Raw genomic sequence first — 23,225 nt, 5'->3', positions numbered from 1 at the left:
CTTCAGCCGGCCGGTTTCAATCGGCCAATGACGCTGGCCACCTTGGCCGTGATCATGTCGACCGCGGGGCCGTTGGCACCATGCGGCAAAATGACATCGGCATTGCGCTTGGTCGGCTCGATGAATTGCTTGTGCATCGGGCGCACGGTTTCCAGGTACTGCTCGATGACGCTTTCCACCGAGCGGCCGCGTTCCGTGATATCGCGTTGCATGCGGCGGATGAAGCGCACGTCGGAGGCCGTGTCGACAAAGATCTTCAGCGACATCATGTTGCGCAAGTCTTCGTCATACAGGGCAAACAAGCCTTCGATCACGATCACCGGGGCCGGCTTGACCAAGATGGTCCTGTCGGAGCGGTTGTGCAGCGTGAAGTCGTACTCGGGCATCTCGATCGCCTCGCCATTGCGCAAGGCCTGGATGTGCTGCACCAGCAACGGCCACTCGAACGCCTGCGGATGGTCGTAATTCTGCTGCCTGCGCACTTCAGGGGAGAGATGGGTTTGGTCGCAGTAGTAGTCGTCCTGCATCACGACCGAGACCATGTCGGCGCCAAAGGACGCCAGCACTTGTTGGGATACGGTGGACTTGCCACTGCCGCTTCCGCCAGCGACACCAATAACAAACGGTTGGAAGGAAATAGTATTCATGCCGAATGATACCGGAAACATGCGCGGACCGACAGGGAGGGGCTGAAAAGCCGGGCCTGTCAATCGCCATGCATCAGCTGCGCATACAGCTCGGCCACCCGCTCTGCCGTGATGCCGTCGCGCTGTTCCACCGCCAGCGGGTGATCCGTCGGTTCCAGCTCGATTGCCGGACGCATGCCGTCGTCGCGCAGGTGCACGCGGGTCTTCAGGTTCAAGGTAGCGGGATACACGGGCAGTTGCGTGCTGAGCCAGCCGAAGAAGGGGCCGATATGCGCCCGTTTGGCATCGTTGAAGCAGGCGTCCCATGCGTCGAAGCTGTCGCCGCTCAGCGATACCCACACGCCCCAGCTGAACGGCTCGTCCGCGCCGTGCACGGGGATGTCGAGGGTGGCGCGCACGAAGCAGTGCGCTTCGTCAACGATGCAGGCGTCGCTGTCGAGCTGACAGCGTGCTTCGCGCTCGGCCGGCGCCATCTGCTGGTACAGCCACGGCGCATCGGCGCCGAAGCTGGGCATGCCCGTGTGGGTCTCGCCGCAGGAGCGGCACAGGAAGGAAAAAGTCATGTGGGAAGGCTGCTTATTCGAATTGTTTACGGTGTTGCATGCATAGAGTTACTTGGGGAAACCGTGCGCTTAGCATTCGGGCAAGATGATATTCTAAACAATCCCACGATGCACAGACGGGACGCATCGCGCCAAGGGCATTGCATGCCTGATCTCTTTCAGTATCGATAGATTATTTACCTGGAATAAACAATGAACGAAGAAAAATTTTGGCAGCTGATAGAGCAAATCGACCGTGAAGCCCTGGAAGACGGCGACGCCGATGCCGCGGTAGAACCATTGACCGAAGCGCTCGCCGAGTTGCCGGTCAAGGACATCAAGGGCTTCGAAGAGTGCCTGGCTCAGGCACTGTACCAGCTCGATGGCAAGGTGTTTGCGGACCATGCCGGCAACTCAGGAAAGTCGGATGACGGTTTCCTGTATGCGCGCTGTTTCGTCGTCGGCTCGGGCAAGGCCACGTATGACAGCGTGCTGGCCGACCCCACGCTGATGCCCGATCAAACGGACGCGTGGCTGGAAGAACTGTTGAGCGTCGCTCCCGAGGCCTGGTCCGAGAAGACAGGGCGTGACACCGATGACTGGGATTTTACCGCCAGCGTCGATTATGAAACCGGAAGCAATTCCGCCGCCTGGCCTGGCTAAGGCGGCAATGGACGCCATCGCCGCAAGCAGGGCGCATATCCAGCTGGCCGAAGGCGATCCCGGGCAATGGGAGGCGCACATGGCGGCAGCTGAAGCCGTGTTGCGCAGCGCCTTGCAAGCGACCCGGCAAGACACGGCCCTGATCACTTGCCTGGGCGCCGTGCTGTGCGACCAGGGCAAGTACAGGGACGCCGTCAACGTACTGGAAACGGCGCTCAAGCTCGGTTCGACGGACAGCCATACCCATTACAACCTGGGGGTGGCCCTGGCGGGACTGGCAAAACCACGCAAGGCCATGGCGCAATTTGGCAAGGCACAGGACCTTGCCGCGTCCAGCCTGACCTGGACCGCCTATTTCGACCCGCAAGCCCAATAGGCGCGTGCCCGGAAAATTATTCGAACTGCTTGCGGAACGCCTCGAACTGCGCCGCCAGGCCATCGAAGTCGCTGCGCAATTGCAGCACTTCCTGTTCCAGCTGGGCCACCCTGCTGCCCTGCTGCGGCGCGCTGACGGCGCCCGCAAAACCTGCCGCCGTCTCGATCTGCGCCAGCGCCTCTTCGCCGCCCAGAAGGTGGCCGTAGCGCGGTTCCTTGGCGCCGGGCGCGACGGCCAGCTTGGCCACCAGCGGCGGGTATTTGTCGATCAAGAATTGCAGGCCGGCTTCCACTTCCGCCACGGACTTGAATTCATGCACGCGGCCGCTGCGGCTGCGGATCTCGCCCGCCGTCTGCAAGCCGCGCAGCATCAATATCGTCAGGATGGCCAGCTTGTCCTGTTCCAGCGACCACTTGATGCGCATGCGGTGTTCGTACTTGGCGACCCGCGCGCCCGCCTGCGTGATGCCGTTGACGAACTTGCGCTGCATCAAACGCTGCAGCACGTCGTAGACGGTTTCTTCAGACAGGGCCATGACGGGATCGCGGCTGGACAGCTGGTTGCAGCCGTTCGTCAGGGCATTCAGCGACAGCGGATAGCTGTCCGGCGTCAGCGCTTCCTTTTCGGCCAGCACGGCCAGCACGCGGATCTCGAAGGGGTCGAGCAGATTGGGATTGTCGCTACTCTTTTCTGCTGCGTTTGCGTCTGTAGTCATGCCTGTATCCTTAATCAACCAGCTTGTTCATTTGCTCGGAATCGAATTTATCACACTCGGGCACGCCCTGGCAGCAGATGCCCGCCGCCTTCAGGGTGGCGAGGATGGTTTCGATGCGCTGCTCCTGTGCCACGGCATGCGTGATCAAGCCTTGCAGCGCCTTGGAGAGCGGATCGTCGCCGTTGGGCGTGACGCCATACGCGGCGAACAAATGGGCCGTGCTGCCCTCGCGCAGGGCGCTGACATCCTTTTGCACGATGTGCGCGGGGTTGCCGACGGCCGTGGCGCCGGACGGCACGGGTTTCAATAGCACGGCGTTCGAGCCCACCTTGGCGTACTCGCCCACCGTGAAACTGCCCAGCACCTGCGCGCCGGCGCCGACGATGACGCCCCGCTCCAGGGTCGGATGGCGCTTGGCTCCACTGTGCAGCGAGGTGCCGCCCAGGGTCACGCCCTGGTAGATGGTGCAATCGTCGCCGACGACGGCCGTCTCGCCGATCACCACGCCGAAGCCATGGTCGATGAAGACGCGCCGGCCGATGACCGCGCCCGGATGGATCTCGATGCCCGTGATGATGCGGGCGATATATGAAATGAAGCGCCCTACCCACTTCATGTGCCGCGTCCAGCACCAGTGCGCCCAGCCATGCATGACGATGGCGTGCAGGCCAGGATAACAGGTCAGCACCTCCCAGCCATTGCGGGCGGCAGGGTCACGTTCAATGATGCTGTTGATATCTTCGCGCAGGTGGTGGAACATAATGACAATGAATAAGGTGGAACGCAAATGGTAGCGTATTCGGCGGCGTGCTGCCGGGGAGGCAGATAAACAACCGCCGCCTCAAGGGCGGCGGCATATCAAAGAAGCGCTACAAAACGTTCAGGGCAAGGCGCATTGCCGAAGACAGTACAAAAGTACGGCGAGGCAATGCAACGCCGCCCTGGACGTTTTTTAGCCTTCTTTCGCGATGCGCTGGCGGCGGGCTTCGTAGAGACACACGCCGGAAGCGACCGATACGTTCAAGCTCTCGACGGAGCCGAACATCGGGATGCTGACGAGGATGTCGCAGGTGTCGCGCGTCAAACGGCGCATGCCTTCGCCTTCGGAACCCATGACGAGGGCCGTCGGGCCCGTGAAATCGGCTTCGTACAAGCCTTTTTCGCCGTCGTCGGACGTGCCGATCAGCCAGATGCCGCGCTCTTTCAGTTCACGCATGGTGCGCGCCAGGTTCGTCACGGTGATGTACGGGACGGTTTCGGCGGCGCCGCTGGCGACCTTGGCGGCCGTGGCATTCAAGCCCACGGCGCGGTCCTTCGGCACGATGACGGCATGCGCGCCGACGCCGTCGGCCACGCGCAGGCAGGCGCCCAGGTTGTGCGGGTCGGTGATGCCGTCGAGAATCAACAGCAGCGGCGGGCCGTCGATGGCGTCCAGCAGCTCATCGAGATTGCGCGCCAGCGACAGTTGCGAGGCAAACGCGATCACGCCCTGGTGGCGGCGCGTGCCGACGATCTTGTCCAGACGCGACGAGTCGACAGGCATGACGCGCACGTTGGCAGCCTTGGCAGCGGCGATCATGTCCTTCATGCGGCCGTCGACGCGGCTGGCATCGACGAAAATTTCTTCCACGGACGACGCTTCATGACGCAGACGCGAGGTGACGGCGTGGAAGCCGAAAATCATTTTATTCTTCATTTGTTATCGTTTCTTTTATCGCTTGTTCTTGCTTGATTTTGATACAGTTTTTGCTGCACGTGGTGCCGCCGCAGCGGGTGCCGCGGCTGGTTTCTTGCTGCGCTTAGGTTCGGCGGCCTTGGGGGCTTCCTTCAGCGCTGCCTTGGCTGCAGGCTTGGCTTGCGCCTTGGCGCCATTGGAACGGCCGCCGGAACCCTTGCCGGCCTTGCCGCCGTTGTTGACGCTGGCCTTGATCTCATGGCGCTGCTCGGTCGCAGGACCGGGCTTGACCATGGATTTCTTTTCGCCCTTGCGCTTGCCGGCGCCGTTCGGCTTGGCTGGCGCATCTTCGCCCGCCAGTTCCGCATCGGTAACCAAACGCAGGTCGATCTTGCGCGTTTCCAGATCGACACGCGCAACTTGCACCGTCAGACGGTCGGTCAGCTGGTAGCGCTTGCCCGTGCGTTCGCCGCGCAATTCATGGCGCGCATCGTCGTACTGGAAGTAGTCGGTGCCCAGCTCGGTGACGTGCACCAGGCCTTCGACAAACAGGGTGTCCAATTGCACGAAGACGCCGAAGGTGGTCACGCCGGTGATGGTGCCGGTGAACTCTTCGCCCAATTTGTCTTGCATGAAGTAGCACTTCAGCCAGGCTTCCACGTCGCGCGACGCTTCGTCGGCGCGGCGTTCGTTGGCCGAGCAATGCACGCCCAGCGCGTCCCAGATCGTCAGGTCCGTCTTTTTCGGCTTGCCGTCGGCCTTGTCCTTCGCTTGCTGCTTGCGCGTGGCGTTCGACACGTTCGTGTTCAGCACGGTCTTCTCGGACAGCTTCGGCTCGTATTTCTTGCCTTGCAAAATGGCCTTGATGGCGCGGTGCGTCAGCAGGTCGGGATAGCGGCGGATCGGGCTGGTGAAGTGGGCATACGCCTCGTACGCCAGGCCGAAGTGGCCGATATTGTCCGGGCTGTAGACAGCTTGCTGCATCGAGCGCAGCAGCATCGTTTGCAACAGGGCCGCGTCGGGACGCGCCTTGATCTGCTGCATCAGGGTCTGGTAATCGGATGCCGATGGCGTGTCGCCGCCCGTCAGGTTCAGGCCGACTTGCTTGAGGAAGGTGCGCACTTGCGTGAGCTTTTCCTTGGTCGGGCTGGCGTGGATGCGGTAGGTGCCGGGATGCTTGTTACGCAGCAACAGATCCGCCGCGCAGACGTTGGCCGCCAGCATGCACTCTTCGATGATCTTGTGCGCTTCGTTGCGCGTGCGGGGGATGATCTTTTCGATCTTGCCGGCGCTATTGCAGACGATATACGTTTCCGTCGTCTCGAAGTCGATGGCGCCCCGCTCCGTGCGTGCTTTCAGCAAGGCGCGGTAGACGGCTTCCAGGTTTTGCAGGTGCGGCAGGATGTCCGCGCGGCGTGCCGCTTCGGGTCCCTTGGTGTTGCCCAGCACGGCGGCGACTTCGTCATACGTGAGGCGCGCGGCCGAATGGATGACGGCCGGGTAGAACTGATACGCCTTCAGCTCGCCCTTGTCGCTGACGACGGCGTCGCAGACGAGGGTCAGGCGGTCGACGGCCGGGTTCAGCGAACACAGGCCATTCGACAGTTTTTCCGGCAGCATCGGGATCACGCGGCGCGGGAAGTAGACGGACGTGCTGCGTTCGAGCGCATCGGCATCGAGCGCGTCGTTCGGCTTCACGTAATGGCTGACGTCGGCAATCGCCACGATCAGGCGGAAGCAGTTGGCGCGGCCAATCTTGACGGGCTCGCAATACACGGCATCGTCGAAATCGCGCGCGTCCTCGCCATCGATGGTAACGAGCGGCACGTCGCGCAGGTCGACACGGTCTTTCAGGTCGGCGGCGCGCACTTCGAAGGGCAGTTTTTCAGCCTGCTTGAGGGCGGCGGCGGAAAAGACGTGCGGCACGTTGAATTTACGCACGGCAATTTCAATTTCCATGCCGGGATCATCGAGCGCACCGAGCACTTCGACGATCTTGCCGACCGGCTGCTTGAAGCGCATCGGTTGCTCGGTCAGCTCGACGCTGACGATCTGGCCGGCCTTCGCCTTGCCCACCGAACCGGTCACCAGGATGTCCTGGCCGATGCGCTGGTCTTCCGGCGCCACGACCCAGGTACCGTTTTCCTGGATCAGGCGGCCGATGACGTGGGTATTGGCGCGGTAGGTGACTTCCACGATCGTGCCTTCCGGGCGGCCGCGGCGGTCCGTGCCAACGATGCGGGCCATGACCTTGTCGCCATGCAGTACTTTCTGCATTTCTTTCTCAGGCAGGAACAGGTCGGCGCTGGCGTCGTCGGGAATGACAAAGCCGAAGCCATCGCGGTGGCTGGTAACGCGACCGGCGACAAGCGCGCTCTGGTCGGCCAGGCTGAAAACACCGCTGGCGTCAGACTTGAGCTGGCCGTCGCGCTCCATCGCCTTCAGGCGACGGACCAGGACATCCATGGAATCGGCATGCACTTGCAGCGTTTTCCCGAGAGACTGCGGGTCGAGAGGCGCGTTGACGCTGCGGAATATGCCGAGAATGTCCTCCCGGCTGGGGATGGTGTGGGTATTTTGGCTCAAAAGTATTTCTATAGTTGTTATTGACAGTGATCAAACGGAAGACAAAGACCGATGACATCACCGTCAATATTGACACGGTGATGTCCGGTAGTGTACCGGAGGACGCCTTGGTTTGCCTAACGGACAGCGTAGCGGAAACCGAACAAGTGCCCCGCCGATGAAAAAAAGGAGAAAAGCTGCGCAATGCATTTGACTTCGGCAAATATTGCTCTATAATCTCGGTCTCTTGCAGCGACAAACCTTCACGGGAATGCAGTTGCAGGAAAGCGGTACAGGGTTGAGGTGCAGTATGGAGCGAAAGCTCATCTGGCGCAAAACTCTTCAAGCCGTTATAATAGCAGAATTGTTGCGAAGTTATTTTGCGACAAGTAATAGAGCAGCATCAGTGCCCACGTGGCGGAATTGGTAGACGCGCATGGTTCAGGTCCATGTGCCTTCGGGTGTAGGGGTTCGAGTCCCTTCGTGGGCACCATTACCTAATTCGCAAAAAAGCCGCAAACTTTCACGAGTTTGCGGCTTTTTTCATTTCCGCAGCACGGCACCAACCCGCCCGGGAAATTGTCAAAAAAGAACATTTTTGCTCCATTCAATAGTATATTGACATCTCCCCATGCCACGCATCGCGCGTGACTGGCAACAGCATTACGGAGAGAAGTCATGACATGCAGGCCAGGCAAACACCAACGGATTCTTTTCAACAGCTTCATGGCATTAAGCCTCGGCGCTGGCGCCAGCCAGGCGGCGGACTGGGTAAGCACCCGCTCCAGCAGCCCTGAAATCGTCAAACCGGCACCGGAACAAGTGAAATTGCAGGTGCAAAATCCGCCGTCCTTTGCCTGGCCGCGCCATGCCAGCTATCCGGCGCAATATGTCGTGGAGATTTTGCCGGTTGACGGCACCGCGAGCAGCCACACCGTCTCGCGCAATTTCCTGCTGCCATCGAGCGCACTGCCGCCCGGCGAGTATGAATGGCGCGTCAGCCCGCTTTCCACGTCCCGCGACTGGTCCGACAAGCGTCCGTTTACCATCGACAGCAATTCACGCAATTTTGTCGTTCCCGAATCGTCCGATATGGCGGCGACCGTGCGGGCCCACCCGCGCCCGCGCCAGTTGCCAGCCTCCTTCGCGCAAGCGAGCGCCTGGGATGCCGCCATGGAGAGCAAGCGGCGCCCCTTCCTGAACCGCCTCGTCAGCGAAGTCAATCTGAATACCACGGCCGTGGCCAGCGTCAACGATGGCATGTGGACCACGCCCAACGATGGCGGCCAGTACAACCGCATCGCCAATGCCGCCGGCGCCGTGATCCGGCAAATGGAAGCGGCCGCCTTGCTATTTCGCCTGACACAGGAACGCAGGTATCTGGATGAGGCCATACTGCGCGGCGACCAGCTGGCCGCCCTGAGCCCGGATGGCCCCACCAGTTATAAAGCGCAGGACCAGGTGGCGCGCATGATTGCCCTGGTACTTGCCAAGGGTGCCGACTTCCTGTGGCTGGATCTGGATGCGCCCCGCCGCGCGCACTGGCTGTCGGTCGCCGCGCAGCGGCTGACGCCCATTTACGCGGACCTGTCCATCGCCGGCGGACGCCTGGACCAGTCCCCCATGGACTCGCACGGCGTCGAGGCACTGGGCTACCTTGCCGCCGCCTCAACCCTGCTGCTCGACGCCAGGCCGGAAGCGCAAGCCTGGTTCGACTTTGCCGTGCGCTCGTACATGCATATCGTCCACGTCTGGAGCGGCCCGGAAGGCGGCTTTGCCAACGGCTCGGCGTATGGCCAGTACACCACCGATATACAGTTGCAACTATGGCAGCCGCTGGCCGAAGCCACCGGCGTCAACCTGTTCAACAAACCGTGGGCAGCGGGATTTTCCAGCTATTTCATGCAGTTCATCCCACCGAACGCCCCACGCCACGTCTTCGGCGATGTCCACGAAAGCAAGCCGGACCCGGCACCCCTGAAGGCGTATGTGGCACGGCAAGCCACGCCAGCGGCCGCCTGGTACAGCAGCCAGCCGGGCGCGCAGGAAAGTCCCATCACCCTGCTGCAAGCGCCCTACCCACTGCCTGCCGACACGGTCGCGCCCGAAGCACCGCCCAACGCCATGCTCTTTCCCAGCATTGGCTGGGCAGCCATGCACAGCGACATGAGCAACGCCGCCCGCACTTCCGTCTACTTCAAATCGAGTCCGTTCGGCGCCTTCAATCACAGCCACGGGGATCAAAACAGCCTGGTCATCAACAGCGGCGGCAAGCCACTGCTGATCGAAGCCGGCTACCAGGACTACTACGCATCGCCGCTGTCGCAAAGCTGGTACCGCCAGTCGCGCGCCCACAACGCCATCACCTTTGATGGCGGGAAAGGCCAATTCATCGCCGGCCACTACGAGATGCGCTACAAAAACGGCAAGATCACGGCATTCATGCACGGCACGGACCTCGACTACGTGGAAGGCGATGCCAGTGCCGCCTACAGCAACGACTTGAGCCTGGCCAAGCGCCAAATATGGTATTCGCGCTCGAACGACGTGGTGGTGGTGCTCGACAAGCTGAACTCCGCAACGGCCCGCACTTTCGAATGGAACATGCATGCGCTCAACACCCTGTACCTGTATCCGAATGGCCGGGCCAGCATAGAAAATGGCACGGCTTCGCTTTGCCTGCAATCATTACGGCCAGACGAGGAACAATTGTCCAGCTTTAGCGCCCCCAATCCGCCCAAGGAGGCAAGCCAGCAGCACGCCGCCTACGTCAAGACCACCCCAGCCATGGCGGCGGAGTTCCTGATCGTGCTCGATATCGGCTGCAAATCGGTGCCAACCTCCCTGCAGACAGTGCCTGGCGGACGCTTGCTGCAGATCGGCACGCAAACCATCACCCTGCCGCAATAAGCCCCAAATGCCTGTTTTTTGCTGAAAAAACAGGCAGATTCATCTTGCCTTTCATAGGGAAATGGCTTTTTTCAGGGGAAAAGGGTGTTTCTTGAAGAAAAGTGCAAAATGTTGATTGACCGAATGCACGCCAGCCCTTATGATTTTGTCCTCGCTGCAGAACATGCAGCGACAAGCAGCAAGCAGTAACAATGCCCACGTGGCGGAATTGGTAGACGCGCATGGTTCAGGTCCATGTGCCTTCGGGTGTAGGGGTTCGAGTCCCTTCGTGGGCACCACCAGCAACAAGTTGTCGATTGTTGTGATCCGCAGTAAAGTAGCAGATAGTAGCAACAAGCAGCACAATGCCCACGTGGCGGAATTGGTAGACGCGCATGGTTCAGGTCCATGTGCCTTCGGGTGTAGGGGTTCGAGTCCCTTCGTGGGCACCACCAGCAACGAGTTGTTGTCGTTGTAGTCCGCAGTACAGTAGTGAGATATAGCAGTAAGCAGCATCAGTGCCCACGTGGCGGAATTGGTAGACGCGCATGGTTCAGGTCCATGTGCCTTCGGGTGTAGGGGTTCGAGTCCCTTCGTGGGCACCATTACCTAATTCGCAAAAAAGCCGCAAACTTTCACGAGTTTGCGGCTTTTTTCATTTCAAGATGCCGCGCAACCGCGGCCCTTCCCTTATTTGGCCAGCGCCGCCTTGACGGCGTCAAACAGGCTCGTCGTCGGACGGCCAATCAGCGCGCTCAATTGCTTGCCATTGTCTTCCAGGCCGCCCTTGGCCGCACCCGCATCGGAGTCGGCCAGCAGGTCGGCAAACCCTTCCGGCACACCCACGCTCACCAGCGCCGCCTTGAAGTCCGCCTGCGGCATATCCTTGTACGCAATCGCCTTGCCCGACTGGCGCGCCACTTCGGCCGCATACTCGGCCAGGGTAAAGCCGTGGTCGCCAGCCAGTTCATAGATGGCTTGCGGCTGGGGCGCCGTCAGCACGGCGGCGGCCGCCGCCGCGTAGTCAAGGCGCGCGGCGGACGAGAAGCGGCCGTTTTGCGCCGCACCCAGCACGACGCCATGCTCGAGCACGGGCACCAGGTGCTCCGTATGGTTTTCCAGGTACCAGCCGTTGCGCAGGAAACTGTACGGCAGGCCGGATGCGCGGATGGCCGCTTCCGTAATGACGTGCTCGGCGGCCAGGCCCAGCGGCGACGTGTCGGCGCGCAAGACGCTGGTGTAGGCCAGCAAGGCCACGCCGGCCCGCTTGGCTGCATCGATGACATTCTGGTGCTGCTGCGCGCGCTGGCCCACTTCGCTCGACGAAATCAGCAGGATCTTCGTTGCACCCTTGAATGCCGCATCGAGACTGGCGCCATCGTTGTAATCGGCCTGGCGCACTTGCACGCCCTGGGCGACCAGGCCGGCGGCCTTGGCCGGGTTGCGCACGGCGGCGATGATATTGGCTGCGGGGACGGATGTGAGCAGGCTGGCGATGACGTGCTCGCCCAGATTGCCTGTGGCGCCGGTGATGACGATCATGATTTCTCCTTGGTACGTGGGTGGTAAAACCCTATAATAGGACTATTGCTTACTTATTGTAAGTACGTACCTTTTGGTAAGTATGAATGAAATCTACATTTACAGGTCCAACTATCATGTCCACAGACACTCCTGGCGCCAGCCTGCGCACCGCCCTCGCCCGCCAAAACCAGGGGGCGCACCTGCTGGCGGCGGCCTGCCCGTCGCGCGCCGTGCTCAGCCACCTGACCAGCCGCTGGGCCGTGCTGGTGCTGGTATTGCTGCTGAGCGGCACGCGGCGCTTCAGCGAACTGCGCCGCGAAGTGGGCGGCGTGAGCGAAAAAATGCTGGCGCAAACCCTGGAAGCGCTGGCGGGCGACGGTTTCGTGCTGCGCCAGGCGTATCTGGTGATACCGCCCAAGGTGGAATACAGCCTGACGCCGCTGGGACGCGAGGCGGCCGAGCGCCTGGCCGTGCTGGTCGACTGGATCGAGGATAATTACCCGCGCATCGAACAGGCGCGCGCGGCCCTGGAAGCGGCACCGGCAGCGCAAAAAGCGGCTTGAACAGATTGCTTTTGGTCATCAAGAATTATCGTTTACTCCTACTTGCCTTGATGTAATACTAGGCCCATGAACCGCGTAAGGGCGCGACACCATGAACCAGTTGATTTCCTCCATCACCGACCGGGCCAATGTGCTGCTGGTCAGCAATTCGCCGAATGATGTGCGCGAACTGCTGTATGTGCTGGACCGGCATAACCTGGGCACTGGACTGGCGGGCGATATCGACGAAGGCGTGGAACTGGCGGCCGGCGGCACGGACCTGATCCTGCTCGACGCGGCGCTGGCGGGCACAAATATCGGCGCCACCTGCATGCGCCTGCGCAATGCGGGCGGACGCCACGGCGTGCCCCTGCTGCTGATGTCGGCCACTCCCAGCGCCGAGGAACAGGGCCGCAGCGTGGGCGCCGGCGCCAGCGACTACATCAAGATGCCCTTCAATGCGCGCGACGTGGCGGAAAAAATCCTCATGGAACTGGCGCTGCACAAGGCCGAGGCGCCAGCCGCCCGCCCCTTCGCCGCTCCCGCCACGCCACCGCGCCCCCTGCATCCGCAAACGCTGGAAGTCAATTACCACTCCATCCTGGCCGGTTCGCCCGACGCCGTGCTGCTGTTCGATATCGACAACCGCCTGCTGATCGACGCCAACCACCTGGCCGAAGAACTGTTCGGCATGCCGCTGGCCGAGCTGTTGCAAGGCGGCATGGAGCCCCTGTTCCCCAGGCATCAGAGCGATGGCAGCGCCTCGCCGCAATTGCTGGAAGAAAAGATCCGCGATACCTTGCAAGGCAAGATCGTCGTCTTCCGCGCCAGCTGCTGCCACCGCGACAGCCACCCGATCGCCTGCGAAATCCGCTTGATGCGCCTGTCCGTGCCGGGCCGCCAGCTCGTGCATGCGCGCATCATCGACTTGACCGAACGCAATCTGGCCGAAGCCATGCGCGCGGGCCAGAGCACCCTGCTGGAAATGGTCGCCAAGGGCGCGCCCCTGATCCCCACCCTGAACCAGTTGCTGCTGCTGATCGAAGGCCAGTCGCGCGGTGTGCTCTGCTCCATCATGCTGCTCGACGATGACGGCATCCACATGCACAGCGCGGCCGGTCCCAGCCTGCCGCCCGAATACATGGCCCTGCTCGAAGGCGTGGCCATCGGCCCAGGCGTGGGCTCTTGCGGCACCGCCATGTTCCTGCGCGAACCGGTGGTGGTCACCGACATCATGCGCGATCCGCTGTGGGCGCCCTACCGCGAGCTGGCCGCGCCGTTCGGCCTGCGCGCCTGCTGGTCGCGCCCCATCTTCGGCCAGGATGGCGCCGTGCTCGGCTCGTTCGCCATGTACTACCGCGAAGTGCGCCAGCCCGACGCGCGCGACCTGGAACTGATCGACACGGCGACCGACCTGGCCGGCATCGCCATCGGCCGCATGCGCCACGAACGCGAGCTGCAGCGCCACCGCGCCCACCTGGAAGAGCTGGTGGCCGAACGCACGGCGGCCTTGACGCAGGCCAAGGAACACTCGGAGCAAACGAACCTCGAACTGGCCGCCGCGCTGGAAAACCTGTCCATCACGCAGGAAGAACTGGTGCGCCGCGACAAGCTGGCCGCGCTCGGCGCGCTGGTGGCCGGCATCGCGCATGAACTCAATACGCCGATCGGCAACGGCCTGGTGGTGGCCACCACCATGGCCGAACGCACGCGCGAAATCCAGGCCAGCTTCCTCGACGGCCTGCGCCGCTCCGAACTGGGCGCCTACCTGACCCAGGCCAGCGAGGCGGACGCCATCATGCTGCGCAACCTGCAGCGCGCCGCCGACCTGGTCTCGAGCTTCAAGCAGATCGCCGTCGACCGCGCCAGTTCGCAGCGCCGCCACTTCCTGCTGCGCCAGTTCGTCGCCGAACTGATGCTGCCCATGTCCACGCCGCTCAAGGCCGCCGGCCTGAGCCTGACGCAGGACGTGCCGGACGGCCTGGCCATGGACAGCTATCCCGGCCCGCTGGGCCAGGTGCTGAGCAACCTGCTGGAAAATTGCCTGCGCCATGCCTTCGAGGGCCGCAGCGGCGGCAACATCGCCATCACGGCACGCGGCAGCGACGATGGGCAGACGATCACCCTGTCCATCGCCGACACGGGCGTGGGCATCGCCGCCGACGACCTGGCGCACGTCTACGACCCCTTCTTCACCACCAAGCTCGGTTCCGGCGGCTCTGGCCTGGGCCTGCATGTGGCGCACAACATCGTCACGGGCGTGCTGGGCGGCCATATCGACGCCACCAGCAACACCGGTGCCGGCAGCGGCACCACCTTCACCCTGCAGCTGCCCGCCACGGCGCCGCAATCGCCCGCTCCCTGAACGGCAGGCGCGCTACAATGCCGGCAGGCTTTTCTTTCGGAGCAACTATAAAATACCTGATCGCCACGGCCCTGCTGGCCGCCTGCGCGTGGGCCTCGGCCGGACCTGCCCCCTGGTACAAATGGCGCAGCAAGATCGACGGCACCCTGTCGTGCGCCCAATCGACCCTGGGATTTGGCTGGGAACTGGCCTCGGGACCGTACAAAGATAGCCGTTGCGAAAAACCGGCGCTTGTTAAATAATGGGGTCATGACCACACGGGGCACCGGCTTGAGATCAAGCGATGGCATTGCGGCGTCGAAAGAGTATGGAACGATAAGAACGTATCTATTCAAACCGAGGAGACCACATGTTTACGAATCCCGAACAATTCGCATCGGCCACCAAGGCCCTGTTTGAATTCCAGCTGATGACCTTCAACACCCTCACCTCCAAGGCCGTGCAAGGCGTGGAACAGGTATTGGCGCTGAACATGGCCACCGCCAAGTCCGGCATCGAGGATGGCCTTGCCGCCAGCAAGGAAATCAGCCAGGCCAAGGATCCGAAGGCCGCCATGGCCGCCGCCGCCGCCCAGCTGCAACCGGGCGTGGCCGGCGCAAAAGCGTATAAACAGCAACTCGACGACATCATCAAAGAAATCCACACGGAATTCACCACGGCCGCCGAAGCCCACGTGGCTGAAGCGAAAAGCAATCTGAGCGCCCTGATCTACGACGTCACGAAAAACGTGCCGCCCGGTTCGGAAAATGCTGTCGCCATCGTCAAGGCCGCCATCGACAACGCCTTCCTCGGCTACGAGCAGGTGACCAAGGCCACGAAACAGGCCGTGAAGACCGTGGAAGAGCAGATCGCCAAGGCCAGCGCGCAAGTGGCGCAGGCAACGGAAAAGGCGACGAGCGGCGCCACCGCCGCGGCTGAAAAGGCAGCGCCTGCCGCCAAGCCGAAGGCTGCCAAAAAGTAAGTGATGCAGGTCGGATTAGCGCGGCAAGGCCGCGCGTAATCCGACGCATTGTTGGCGCCAATGGTGATGTCGGGTTACGCGCGCAACGCTAACCCGACCTACAACTATCGGGGCCTGACTCCTCAGACCCCGATGGGTATGATCCGGTACACGCAGCGCCGCCCCCCCTCCAGCAGATATTCGCTGCGCTCCACCGTGCAATCGCCCCCCAGTACCCGTTGAAAGATGGCCAGCTCCGAGCGGCAGAAATTCTGGCATGCCGTGGCGGCCGCGCAAATCGGACAATGGTTTTCCACCAGCAAGACACTGCCATCGTCCTGCGGTTCCGCATGGGCCATGTACCCCTCGCCATCGCGCGCCCGCGCCAGGCTGTCCACTCGTTGCGCCAGCGCAAGCTGCGGGTCGACCAGCTTGCCGTAAGCGGCTTCGCTGCTGCGCTCGCGCGCGCCGATCAGTTTATCCAGGCCCTCGTCACCGAACAGGGTTTTCACCTGCGCTATCAATTCCAGGGTCAGGTCGGCATGGCGGTCAGGAAAGCGCGCATGGCCCTCCCGCGTCAGCGTCCAGCGCCGCGACGGGCGCCCCACCTTGTCGGCCACGTCCTCGAAAGCCACCAGGCCACGTTCCAGCGCCGCTTCCAGCTGGCGCCGCGCGCCCATGGACGTGATATCGAGCAAGGCCGCCAGTTGCTGCGCCGTCTGCGGCCCGCGCATCTTCAGCAGGAACAGGATCTGCTCCGACGTATTCATGCTCGCGCTCATGCCACAGCTTGCGTGTCGCCCACGCCGGCCAGCTGGCGACGCCAGGCCGCCATGCGCCACGCGGCCCAGGCGGCGGACAAGGCGCCCGCGACGAGGATCAGCCGCGTGTCGATCAGGGTCAGCACGGAGCCGCTGAGGGCCACGACGATGTTGGCGATGCAAAAGGTGGTGGCCAGCAAGCCCATCACGGCGCCCTGCCCGTGCGCGCTGAAGCGTTCGGCGCACCAGCCCTGGATCACCGTGTTGTACAGGGCATTCGGAATGCCGAACAGCACGATGGCAGCGATGCCCACCCAGATATTACCCAGTGCCAAGATTCCTACGGCCAACGCCACGCCGCAGGCATACCAGCTGGCCCGCAGCAGCGGCGCATGGCGGCTGGGTCCGCCCGCCAGCAAGGACGTGACCGTCATCGTGCCGCACAGGCCCACATTCACCCAGGCAATCTCCTGTGCATGGTAATTCGCCGTCTCGACCAGCCACAGCGGATAGAACTCGTAGAAGCTGGCCACGCCGCACGTCAGCGCCAGCTGCACGATGAACAGGGTGCGCAGCTCCTCATGGCGCAGCAGGTTCAGCGAATGGCGGTCGCGCGCCACTTGCCACCACGACGTCGTCAGCAACGACGGCGTTTCGCGCGGCAAGCCCACGGCCACCAGGACGGCGACGAGCATCAGGGCGGCGGCGGCGATCCAGAACGGCACCGTCACGCCCCAATGCAGGGTCGCACCCGCCAGGATCGGGCCCACCAGCCAGCCCAGGTAAAACGCGCCGTTCAGCCACGACATGGCACGCAGGCGCAGCGGTCCCGTCAACTGGTCGGCCAGCATGGCGCGCGCCACGGCGCCGTTTCCCTCCAGCAAACCCGTGATGAAACGGGCGACGATGAACAGCGGGTAGGACTGGATCACCAGCGCCCAGGCCGTGATGGCATGGCCGATGGCGGCGCCCACGGCCGTGCGCATCAGCAAGGGGCGGCGGCCATAGCGGTCGGAAAGCGGTCCCAGCAAGGCCGAACCGATCAGCAATCCCAGCGGGTTGATGGTCAGCGCCAGGCCGAACAGCAATTTGGACGGCAAGCCGAGAAAATTATTGAAGGCATTCGGCGCTTCCGCCGCAAACAGGGGCGGCAGGATCGGATACGGCAGCGAGGCGCCGATGGTCGACAGCAGCGCCAGCAAACAGGCGGCGGAAATCAGGATGATGTTTTTCATGCGGGCTCGATGGATATTGTCTGGCAAGACTACGTGAGCACGCCACATAAGTAAACTAAAATGTTTATTAATTATGCCAAGCATTCACGCCATGGCGTAAACCGTGCGCGCCATCGCCTCGGCTATCATTGCCCTATGACTCACGTTTAACAGGGCAAACATGACACTGTCAGAAATTGAACAGCAACACGGCTTTACCTACCCTTCACTGTACCGGCAACTGGAAAGCGACGGCATGCTGGCCGTGGGTGAATATGGCCCCGACTGGTACAAGCTGGTCTATCCCACGTTGACGGACCGCCCCACCCTGCTGCTGCATGCGGACGATTTCGAATTGCTCAACATCCAGGCCGTTGCTGCGGAAGTGGAAAGCTTGCTGGACGCGGACGATTACCGGCAGATCGATCCCGCCTTCCAGTTCATCCCGTTCGCGCAAACGGGCGCGGGCGACCACTACTGCTTTTTCGCGTCTGGCCAGCACGATGGCGAGATGCCCATCGTGCTGCTATGGCACGACCAGAATGAAGCCCAGTACCTGGCGAAGAACCTGCAGGACTTCCTGTTTCACATGTTGTTGAACAGCATGGCCGACCAGGATACGTACAACGATGTCGGCGACGAGGAATTCAAGGATCAACTGGCAAAAACCCTGGGCACCCACGCGCGCTACCTGACGGCGCGGCAAGCCGAGGTGCTGCAAACGCTGCTGGCCAGGGACATCATCGATTACGAGGTGGAGCTGCCAAAGGGGCGCACGGAAACGCACCGGGGCTTGCTGAGCAATATCGAACTGGCCAGCCTGCGCGCCGAACTGATTCCCTACGAAAAGTTCGACAGCTGTTTTGCCTACAGCGGGGCTGATTGAACATAAAATCGCTGGGCAAGCGGCGGCTGAAGGTTTAAACTGTATATAAACACAGTAAAATCGTTCACCTTGCATCTTGCCCTATTGCCATCCCCATGTTGAGAGTCCTGGAAAATCCCCTGTACTATCTGGATAATTTCCAGGACGTGCTGAACTGGATCAGCGCGCGCTACGCCGATCTGCTGAGTGCTGAAGAAACGCAGTTCATCGCCGCATTCGGCGCACTGCCGCAGCCGTCGCGCGCCCTGTTCGTGCGCCTCGTCATGCGCAAGGGCTGTCTATTTCGCGCCAGCAAGCTCAATTACCCGGAAATCGGCGACACGCGCGCGGCTGCCCTGCCCCTGCTGGAGACAGGCTGGGTCGAGGCCGATCCTGTCATTGCGCTCGATGAACTGTTCGACTTGCTGCTGAAAGCGGAAATCGCCCAGGCCTTCCGCCTCGACGCGCCCCTGAAGGCGGCGCGCAAGGCGGAACAACTGGAGGCCTTGCGCGTACTGCATGCGGAAAGTCAACCGTTTTCCGCCTGGCATCCGGCCTGCACCGACGTGCTGTACCGCATCGGACTTCAAACGCTGTGCGACCGCCTGCGCCTGATTTACTTTGGCAACTATCACCAGGACTGGTCGGAATTCGTGCTGTCCGACCTCGGTGTGTATCAATATGAAAAAGTGGAATTCTCGCCGCAGTCGAGGGGCTTTCGCACGCGCCAGGATATCGAGCACTATGAAGTGCTGCACCAGTGCCGCGAACGCTACAACGACAGCGCGCCAGCCGACGAGGTGCTGCAGGAACTGGCTGCGCTGCCATTACCCGAGGACAATACCTGGCTGGCCAGCCGCCGCGACAAGCTGCGCTTCCAGATCGCCCAGCACCTGGAGAAATGCCAGGACTGGCCGGCCGCCTACCGCGCCTATGCCGATTGCCGCTATCCGGGTGCGCGTGGCCGCGCCATCCGCGTCCTGGAAAAAGATGAACAGCCGCAAGCGGCCTACGAACGCCTGCTGATCGCCCTGGCCGCGCCGGAAAGCGAAGCGGAACAGCAATTGCTGCTGCGCATGGCACCCCGTTTGCGGCGCAAGCTGGGCCATGCGAAGCAGGCGGCCAACGCAGCAGCAGCCGTGGAGCGCATCGACCTGCGGCTGCCCTGCCCGGAACAAGCGTGCTACGTGGAAGGAGTGGTGCAGCAACACCTGATGCAGGACGGCGCGCCCGTGTATTACGTGGAAAACACCCTGATCAACTCACTGTTCGGCCTGCTGTGCTGGCCCGCCATCTTCAAGGCCATGCCGGGCGCCTTCTTCCACCCGTTCCACCGTGGGCCAGCCGACTTGCACAGCGCCGATTTTTACCAGCGCCGCAGCAGCGACTTTGCCGCCTGCCTGGGGCAGCTGGACGACGGCAGTTACCAGGCCACCATCCGCGCCACGCTTGCCGCCAAGCACGGCATCGTCTCGCCCTTCGTCAGCTGGGACGTGCTGGACGACGGCTTGCTGGACCTGGCGCTGGCCTGCATTCCGGCAGCGCATCTGAAGAAGGCATTCGAGCGCATCTTGCTCGACATCAAAAGCAACCGCAGCGGCTTTCCCGACCTGATCCAGTTCTGGCCGGCCGAACAGCGCTACCGCATGATCGAAGTCAAGGGTCCGGGCGACCGCCTGCAAGACAACCAGCTGCGCTGGATCGCGTATTGCGCCGAGCACGCCATGCCCGTCAGCGTGTGCTACCTGCAATGGCAGGTGGCCGCATGAGCGCCAGGAGGTACACGATCGCCGTGCGCGCCCTGTGCGAATTCACCGCCAAGGTGGGCGACCTGGACTTGCGTTTCACACCCTCGCCCACGGCGCAGGAAGGCATGGCCGGCCACGCCACCGTGACGAGCCGGCGCGACGACGATTACCAGCGCGAAATCAGCCTGTCCGGCCACTTCGGCCCCCTGCACGTGCGCGGGCGCGCCGATGGCTACGACCCGGCGCGCCGCCAGCTGGAAGAAATCAAGACGTACCGCGGCGACCTGGATGCCATGCCTGCCAACCACCGCCAGCTGCACTGGGCGCAGGCGCGCATCTACGGCCATCTGCTGTGCCAGCAACTGAACCTGCCCATGCTGCGCGTGGCGCTCGTGTATTTCGATATCGTGAGCCAGAAGGAAACCATCATGCACGAGGAATGCACGGCCGAGGCGCTGCGTCTGTTCTTCGAACAGCATTGCGCCCTCTTCCTCGACTGGGCCGAGCAGGAAATGGCGCACCGCGCCAGCCGCGACGCGCAGCTGACCAGCATGGCGTTTCCCCATGCGGACTTTCGCCCGGGCCAGCGCCAGCTGGCCGAGGCCATGTACAAGGCCAGCAGCCGTGGCTGCGGCTTGCTGGCGCAGGCGCCGACCGGTATCGGCAAGACGGTGGGCAGCCTGTTTCCCATGTTGAAGGCGACGGCCGCGCATCGCCTGGATAAACTGTTTTTTCTCGCCGCCAAGGTGCCGGGGCGGCAAATGGCGCTCGACGCCTGCGCCATCCTGAAAGACAGCGCGCCCCTGCTGCCCCTGCGCGTGCTGGAACTGAGCGCCAAGAGCAGCGCTTGCGAACATCCGGACAAAGCCTGTCACGGCGAATCATGTCCGCTGGCAAAAGGTTTTTACGACCGCTTGCCGCTGGCGCGTGAGGTCGCGCTGGCCAGCGGCTTGATCCTCGACAAGGAAGCCGTGCGCGCCATCGCCTTGCAGCAGGGTATTTGCCCGTACTACCTGGGCATGGAGCTGGCGCGCTGGAGCGACGTCGTCATCGGCGACTACAATTATTACTTCGACCTCAGCGCCATGCTGTACGGCATGACTTTGGCCCACGACTGGAAAGTCAATGTGCTGGTCGACGAAGCCCACAATATGGTGTCGCGTGCGCGCAGCATGTATTCGGCCGAGCTGGCGCAGATCAACCTGAAAATGCTGCGCAAGTTCGCGCCCGAGGGACTGAAAAAGCCGCTGGACCGCCTCTCGCGCCAGTGGACGGCCTTGTTGAAGGAGCAGGATGGCGACTACCACGTGCATGCGGCCTTGCCGGACAAATTCTTTGGCGCCCTGCAAGGCGTGGCCACGGCCATCGGCGACTACCTGGCCGACCACGCGGCGGCGCTGGACGAAGATTTGCAGCGCTTTTATTTCGACGTGTTGCTGATCAACCGCCTGGCGGAAAGTTTTGGCGAGCATTCGCTGTTCGACGTCAGCAAGACAAATACGGGCCCCACTGCTGGCTCCACCGTCTGCATCCGCAATATCGTTCCCGCACCGTTTCTCAAGGAGCGGTTCGCGGCCAGCCACAGCACGGCCCTGTTTTCCGCCACCCTGAGTCCGTGGAATTACTACAGCGACACCCTGGGCATGCCAGCCGACACGGCCTGGGTCGACGTGGAATCGCCGTTCCAGGCGGAACAACTGTCCGTGCGCGTGGCCGACACCATTTCCACGCGCTACCAGCACCGCGCCGCCTCGCTGCTGCCCATCACCCAGCTGATGGCGAAGCAATACGCAGAAACGCCGGGCAATTACCTGGCCTTCTTCAGCAGCTTCGACTACATGGAAAAGACGGCCCACTTGTTCGCCCAGCATTACCCGGACGTGCCACTCTGGCAACAGCCGCGCCGCATGGACGACGCTTCCCGGGCGCAATTCCTGGGCCGTTTCGGCCTGGATACGCGCGGCATCGGCTTTGCCGTGCTCGGCGGCGCCTTCGGCGAAGGCATCGACTTGCCGGGCGCGCGCCTGATCGGCGCCTTCATCGCCACCCTCGGTTTGCCGCAGATCAATCCCGTCAACGAACAGATCCGCCAGCGCATGGGCGACATCTTTGGCGCCGGCTACGACTATACATATCTGTACCCCGGCATGCAAAAGGTGGTGCAGGCGGCCGGCCGGGTGATCCGCACGCAGTCGGACAAGGGGGTCGTCTACCTGATCGACGACCGTTTTTCACGGCCGGAAATCCGCCAGCTGCTACCCACGTGGTGGGACGTGCAACTGGCCGGTGAATAATCTCTTCAGGTATTGCCAGCCCGCTTGCGCGACACGCCGGCTTTCCGTTTTCCTGGAGAGGTCGCAGACGCAGGAAGTCCGCTGTCGTCGACATCGGCATCAACTTCCTGGCTGCGCAGAAAATTCTGCAGTTCGATACGAACGCCGTTTTGCGCAACGACCGACAGTTCCAATGTCATGCCCAGCGATTGCAGAAACCGGCGCAAGGTCGATACATAGGTATCGCTACGCTTTTCCAGTTGCGAAACGGCATGCTGTTGAATCCCGAGTTCCCTGGCAACCTCCGCCTGGGTCTTGCCCACTGCCTTGCGGAAATCCGTCAGCGTGGCGGCGTGCGCTATCATTTCTTGCATCTTTTCCTGGGACAAAGCCGCAATTTTTGCCTGCCGCTCGGCCGGCAAACTGTGGATGGCGTCGTTCAGATTTCTTCCCATGGCAAACTCCTGTTCCTAAAATCACCTACTGCCTTTGTCCTGCCTTGCTTTCGCCGCATCCAGTTTTTTGAGGTGTTGCTCGTAGCGTGCATTGGCCTTGGATAACAAATCCCTGTAAAACCTGGCCTCATCGACACCCTGCTTGGCTGCCGCAACCAGAATGACCGCCTCTCGCCTCGTATCGAAAGCAAAGACCGCGCGCCACACCTCTGCCCCGTTGTTGGCCTTGAACCGCAGCTCTTTCATGTTTGGGTGTTCAGGATTCTTCAACGTCCCGACATGAGGCCGTCCGGCAGCCGGACCCAGCTTCGACAGCGCATCGGCACTCGCCAGCAATTCATCCTGAACATCTATCGGTAAAGCATCGAATTCCGCGTCGAAATCATCGTGAAACGTGATCGACCATGTCCTCGGCGCATTCACAATCACCTCCAGATGATATCATGCTTAAATGATTAAATATCTC

At 62.1% G+C, this 23,225-nt stretch carries 22 protein-coding genes and 4 tRNA genes; 14 read left to right on the top strand and 12 right to left on the bottom strand.

Annotation, left to right across the window (positions count from 1 at the left end; translation table 11 throughout):
* Positions 1 to 2 precede the first annotated feature (2 nt).
* Together udk and U0004_RS11150 are read right to left on the bottom strand one after the other, a co-directional pair.
* On the bottom strand, positions 3 to 647 hold the full coding sequence (udk, locus tag U0004_RS11155) for a uridine kinase (RefSeq protein WP_070260278.1): 645 nt from the start codon (positions 645 to 647) through the stop codon (positions 3 to 5).
* 59 nt (positions 648 to 706) lie between these two features.
* Positions 707 to 1,210 carry a DUF2199 domain-containing protein gene (locus U0004_RS11150; protein WP_070260263.1) on the bottom strand — a complete coding sequence of 168 codons (504 nt, stop codon included), beginning with the start codon at positions 1,208 to 1,210 and terminating at the stop codon, positions 707 to 709.
* 192 nt (positions 1,211 to 1,402) lie between these two features.
* Here U0004_RS11150 and U0004_RS11145 point away from each other — a divergent pair, with 192 nt between their 5' ends.
* Positions 1,403 to 1,852, top strand: coding sequence for a DUF4240 domain-containing protein (locus U0004_RS11145; RefSeq protein WP_070260265.1), 450 nt, complete (start codon positions 1,403 to 1,405; stop codon positions 1,850 to 1,852).
* 7 nt (positions 1,853 to 1,859) lie between these two features.
* Entirely contained in the window at positions 1,860 to 2,228 is a 369-nt protein-coding gene (locus tag U0004_RS11140) for a tetratricopeptide repeat protein (protein WP_070260267.1), read from the top strand.
* 16 nt (positions 2,229 to 2,244) lie between these two features.
* On the opposite strand, the gene U0004_RS11135 is transcribed toward U0004_RS11140, so the two are convergent.
* The 4 genes from U0004_RS11135 to rnr form a co-directional block, all read right to left on the bottom strand.
* A complete protein-coding gene (locus U0004_RS11135) occupies positions 2,245 to 2,943 on the bottom strand; it encodes a YceH family protein (protein WP_070260269.1) in 699 nt (232 codons plus the stop codon).
* 10 nt (positions 2,944 to 2,953) lie between these two features.
* Positions 2,954 to 3,703, bottom strand: coding sequence for a serine O-acetyltransferase (gene cysE, locus U0004_RS11130; protein WP_034784004.1), 750 nt, complete (start codon positions 3,701 to 3,703; stop codon positions 2,954 to 2,956).
* A gap of 192 nt (positions 3,704 to 3,895) precedes the next feature.
* Positions 3,896 to 4,639: a 23S rRNA (guanosine(2251)-2'-O)-methyltransferase RlmB gene (gene rlmB / locus U0004_RS11125; protein WP_034784003.1), complete on the bottom strand. Its 744-nt coding sequence runs from the start codon at positions 4,637 to 4,639 to the stop codon at positions 3,896 to 3,898.
* A gap of 15 nt (positions 4,640 to 4,654) precedes the next feature.
* Positions 4,655 to 7,204, bottom strand: coding sequence for a ribonuclease R (gene rnr / locus U0004_RS11120; protein ID WP_034784001.1), 2,550 nt, complete (start codon positions 7,202 to 7,204; stop codon positions 4,655 to 4,657).
* Between the two features lie 387 nt (positions 7,205 to 7,591).
* Between rnr and U0004_RS11115 the strand changes: the two genes are divergently transcribed.
* Positions 7,592 to 7,676 (top strand) — tRNA-Leu (locus tag U0004_RS11115).
* 233 nt (positions 7,677 to 7,909) lie between these two features.
* Entirely contained in the window at positions 7,910 to 10,093 is a 2,184-nt protein-coding gene (locus tag U0004_RS11110; protein WP_081345905.1) for a heparinase II/III domain-containing protein, read from the top strand.
* Here the strand turns inward: U0004_RS11110 and U0004_RS11105 are convergent.
* Positions 10,077 to 10,316, bottom strand: coding sequence for a hypothetical protein (locus U0004_RS11105; RefSeq protein WP_139144292.1), 240 nt, complete (start codon positions 10,314 to 10,316; stop codon positions 10,077 to 10,079). The genes U0004_RS11110 and U0004_RS11105 overlap by 17 nt on opposite strands.
* Here U0004_RS11105 and U0004_RS11100 point away from each other — a divergent pair.
* The 3 genes from U0004_RS11100 to U0004_RS11090 all read left to right on the top strand — a co-directional run bounded on the left by U0004_RS11100 (position 10,287) and on the right by U0004_RS11090 (position 10,677).
* A tRNA-Leu gene (locus tag U0004_RS11100) sits at positions 10,287 to 10,371 on the top strand. The genes U0004_RS11105 and U0004_RS11100 overlap by 30 nt on opposite strands.
* 68 nt (positions 10,372 to 10,439) lie before the next feature.
* Positions 10,440 to 10,524: transfer RNA gene (locus U0004_RS11095), tRNA-Leu, on the top strand.
* A 68-nt stretch (positions 10,525 to 10,592) separates the two neighbouring features.
* Positions 10,593 to 10,677: transfer RNA gene (locus tag U0004_RS11090), tRNA-Leu, on the top strand.
* 85 nt (positions 10,678 to 10,762) lie between these two features.
* Here U0004_RS11090 and U0004_RS11085 read toward each other — a convergent pair.
* On the bottom strand, positions 10,763 to 11,614 hold the full coding sequence (locus tag U0004_RS11085) for an SDR family oxidoreductase (protein WP_070254132.1): 852 nt from the start codon (positions 11,612 to 11,614) through the stop codon (positions 10,763 to 10,765).
* Between the two features lie 116 nt (positions 11,615 to 11,730).
* Between U0004_RS11085 and U0004_RS11080 the strand changes: the two genes are divergently transcribed.
* The 4 genes from U0004_RS11080 to phaP all read left to right on the top strand — a co-directional run bounded on the left by U0004_RS11080 (position 11,731) and on the right by phaP (position 15,464).
* A complete protein-coding gene (locus U0004_RS11080; RefSeq protein WP_034778174.1) occupies positions 11,731 to 12,159 on the top strand; it encodes a winged helix-turn-helix transcriptional regulator in 429 nt (142 codons plus the stop codon).
* Positions 12,160 to 12,250: 91 nt separating this feature from the next.
* Positions 12,251 to 14,503 carry an ATP-binding protein gene (locus U0004_RS11075; RefSeq protein WP_034778171.1) on the top strand — a complete coding sequence of 751 codons (2,253 nt, stop codon included), beginning with the start codon at positions 12,251 to 12,253 and terminating at the stop codon, positions 14,501 to 14,503.
* 17 nt (positions 14,504 to 14,520) lie between these two features.
* The gene (locus U0004_RS11070; protein ID WP_070254133.1) at positions 14,521 to 14,745 is read left to right on the top strand and encodes a hypothetical protein; all 225 of its coding nucleotides are present in this window, start codon (positions 14,521 to 14,523) and stop codon (positions 14,743 to 14,745) included.
* A gap of 107 nt (positions 14,746 to 14,852) precedes the next feature.
* Positions 14,853 to 15,464: a TIGR01841 family phasin gene (phaP, locus tag U0004_RS11065; protein ID WP_034778166.1), complete on the top strand. Its 612-nt coding sequence runs from the start codon at positions 14,853 to 14,855 to the stop codon at positions 15,462 to 15,464.
* A gap of 122 nt (positions 15,465 to 15,586) precedes the next feature.
* On the opposite strand, the gene U0004_RS11060 is transcribed toward phaP, so the two are convergent.
* On the bottom strand, positions 15,587 to 16,213 hold the full coding sequence (locus U0004_RS11060) for a helix-turn-helix transcriptional regulator (RefSeq protein WP_070254134.1): 627 nt from the start codon (positions 16,211 to 16,213) through the stop codon (positions 15,587 to 15,589).
* An 8-nt stretch (positions 16,214 to 16,221) separates the two neighbouring features.
* Entirely contained in the window at positions 16,222 to 17,439 is a 1,218-nt protein-coding gene (locus U0004_RS11055; protein WP_034778162.1) for an MFS transporter, read from the bottom strand.
* Positions 17,440 to 17,599: 160 nt separating this feature from the next.
* Here U0004_RS11055 and U0004_RS11050 point away from each other — a divergent pair, with 160 nt between their 5' ends.
* The 3 genes from U0004_RS11050 to U0004_RS11040 all read left to right on the top strand — a co-directional run bounded on the left by U0004_RS11050 (position 17,600) and on the right by U0004_RS11040 (position 22,325).
* Positions 17,600 to 18,304 (top strand): SMI1/KNR4 family protein, encoded by a 705-nt coding sequence (locus U0004_RS11050; RefSeq protein ID WP_070254135.1) that lies wholly within the window; start codon positions 17,600 to 17,602, stop codon positions 18,302 to 18,304.
* Between the two features lie 95 nt (positions 18,305 to 18,399).
* A complete protein-coding gene (locus U0004_RS11045) occupies positions 18,400 to 20,052 on the top strand; it encodes a VRR-NUC domain-containing protein (protein WP_070254136.1) in 1,653 nt (550 codons plus the stop codon).
* A complete protein-coding gene (locus U0004_RS11040; protein ID WP_115057451.1) occupies positions 20,049 to 22,325 on the top strand; it encodes an ATP-dependent DNA helicase in 2,277 nt (758 codons plus the stop codon). The genes U0004_RS11045 and U0004_RS11040 overlap by 4 nt, the downstream gene beginning before the upstream one ends.
* Before the next feature lie 5 nt (positions 22,326 to 22,330).
* Here U0004_RS11040 and U0004_RS11035 read toward each other — a convergent pair whose 3' ends face one another.
* Both U0004_RS11035 and U0004_RS11030 read right to left on the bottom strand, forming a co-directional pair.
* Positions 22,331 to 22,759, bottom strand: a complete 429-nt coding sequence (locus tag U0004_RS11035; protein ID WP_070254138.1) for an XRE family transcriptional regulator — start codon at positions 22,757 to 22,759, stop codon at positions 22,331 to 22,333.
* Positions 22,760 to 22,780: 21 nt separating this feature from the next.
* Positions 22,781 to 23,182 (bottom strand): type II toxin-antitoxin system RelE/ParE family toxin, encoded by a 402-nt coding sequence (locus U0004_RS11030; RefSeq protein WP_070254139.1) that lies wholly within the window; start codon positions 23,180 to 23,182, stop codon positions 22,781 to 22,783.
* Positions 23,183 to 23,225: the final 43 nt, after the last annotated feature.

Source organism: Janthinobacterium lividum (genome assembly GCF_034424625.1).
Classification (GTDB): domain Bacteria; phylum Pseudomonadota; class Gammaproteobacteria; order Burkholderiales; family Burkholderiaceae_D; genus Janthinobacterium; species Janthinobacterium lividum.
The sequence above is the reverse complement of the archived record's forward strand: the minus strand, read 5'-3'. Positions and strand labels throughout refer to the sequence as shown.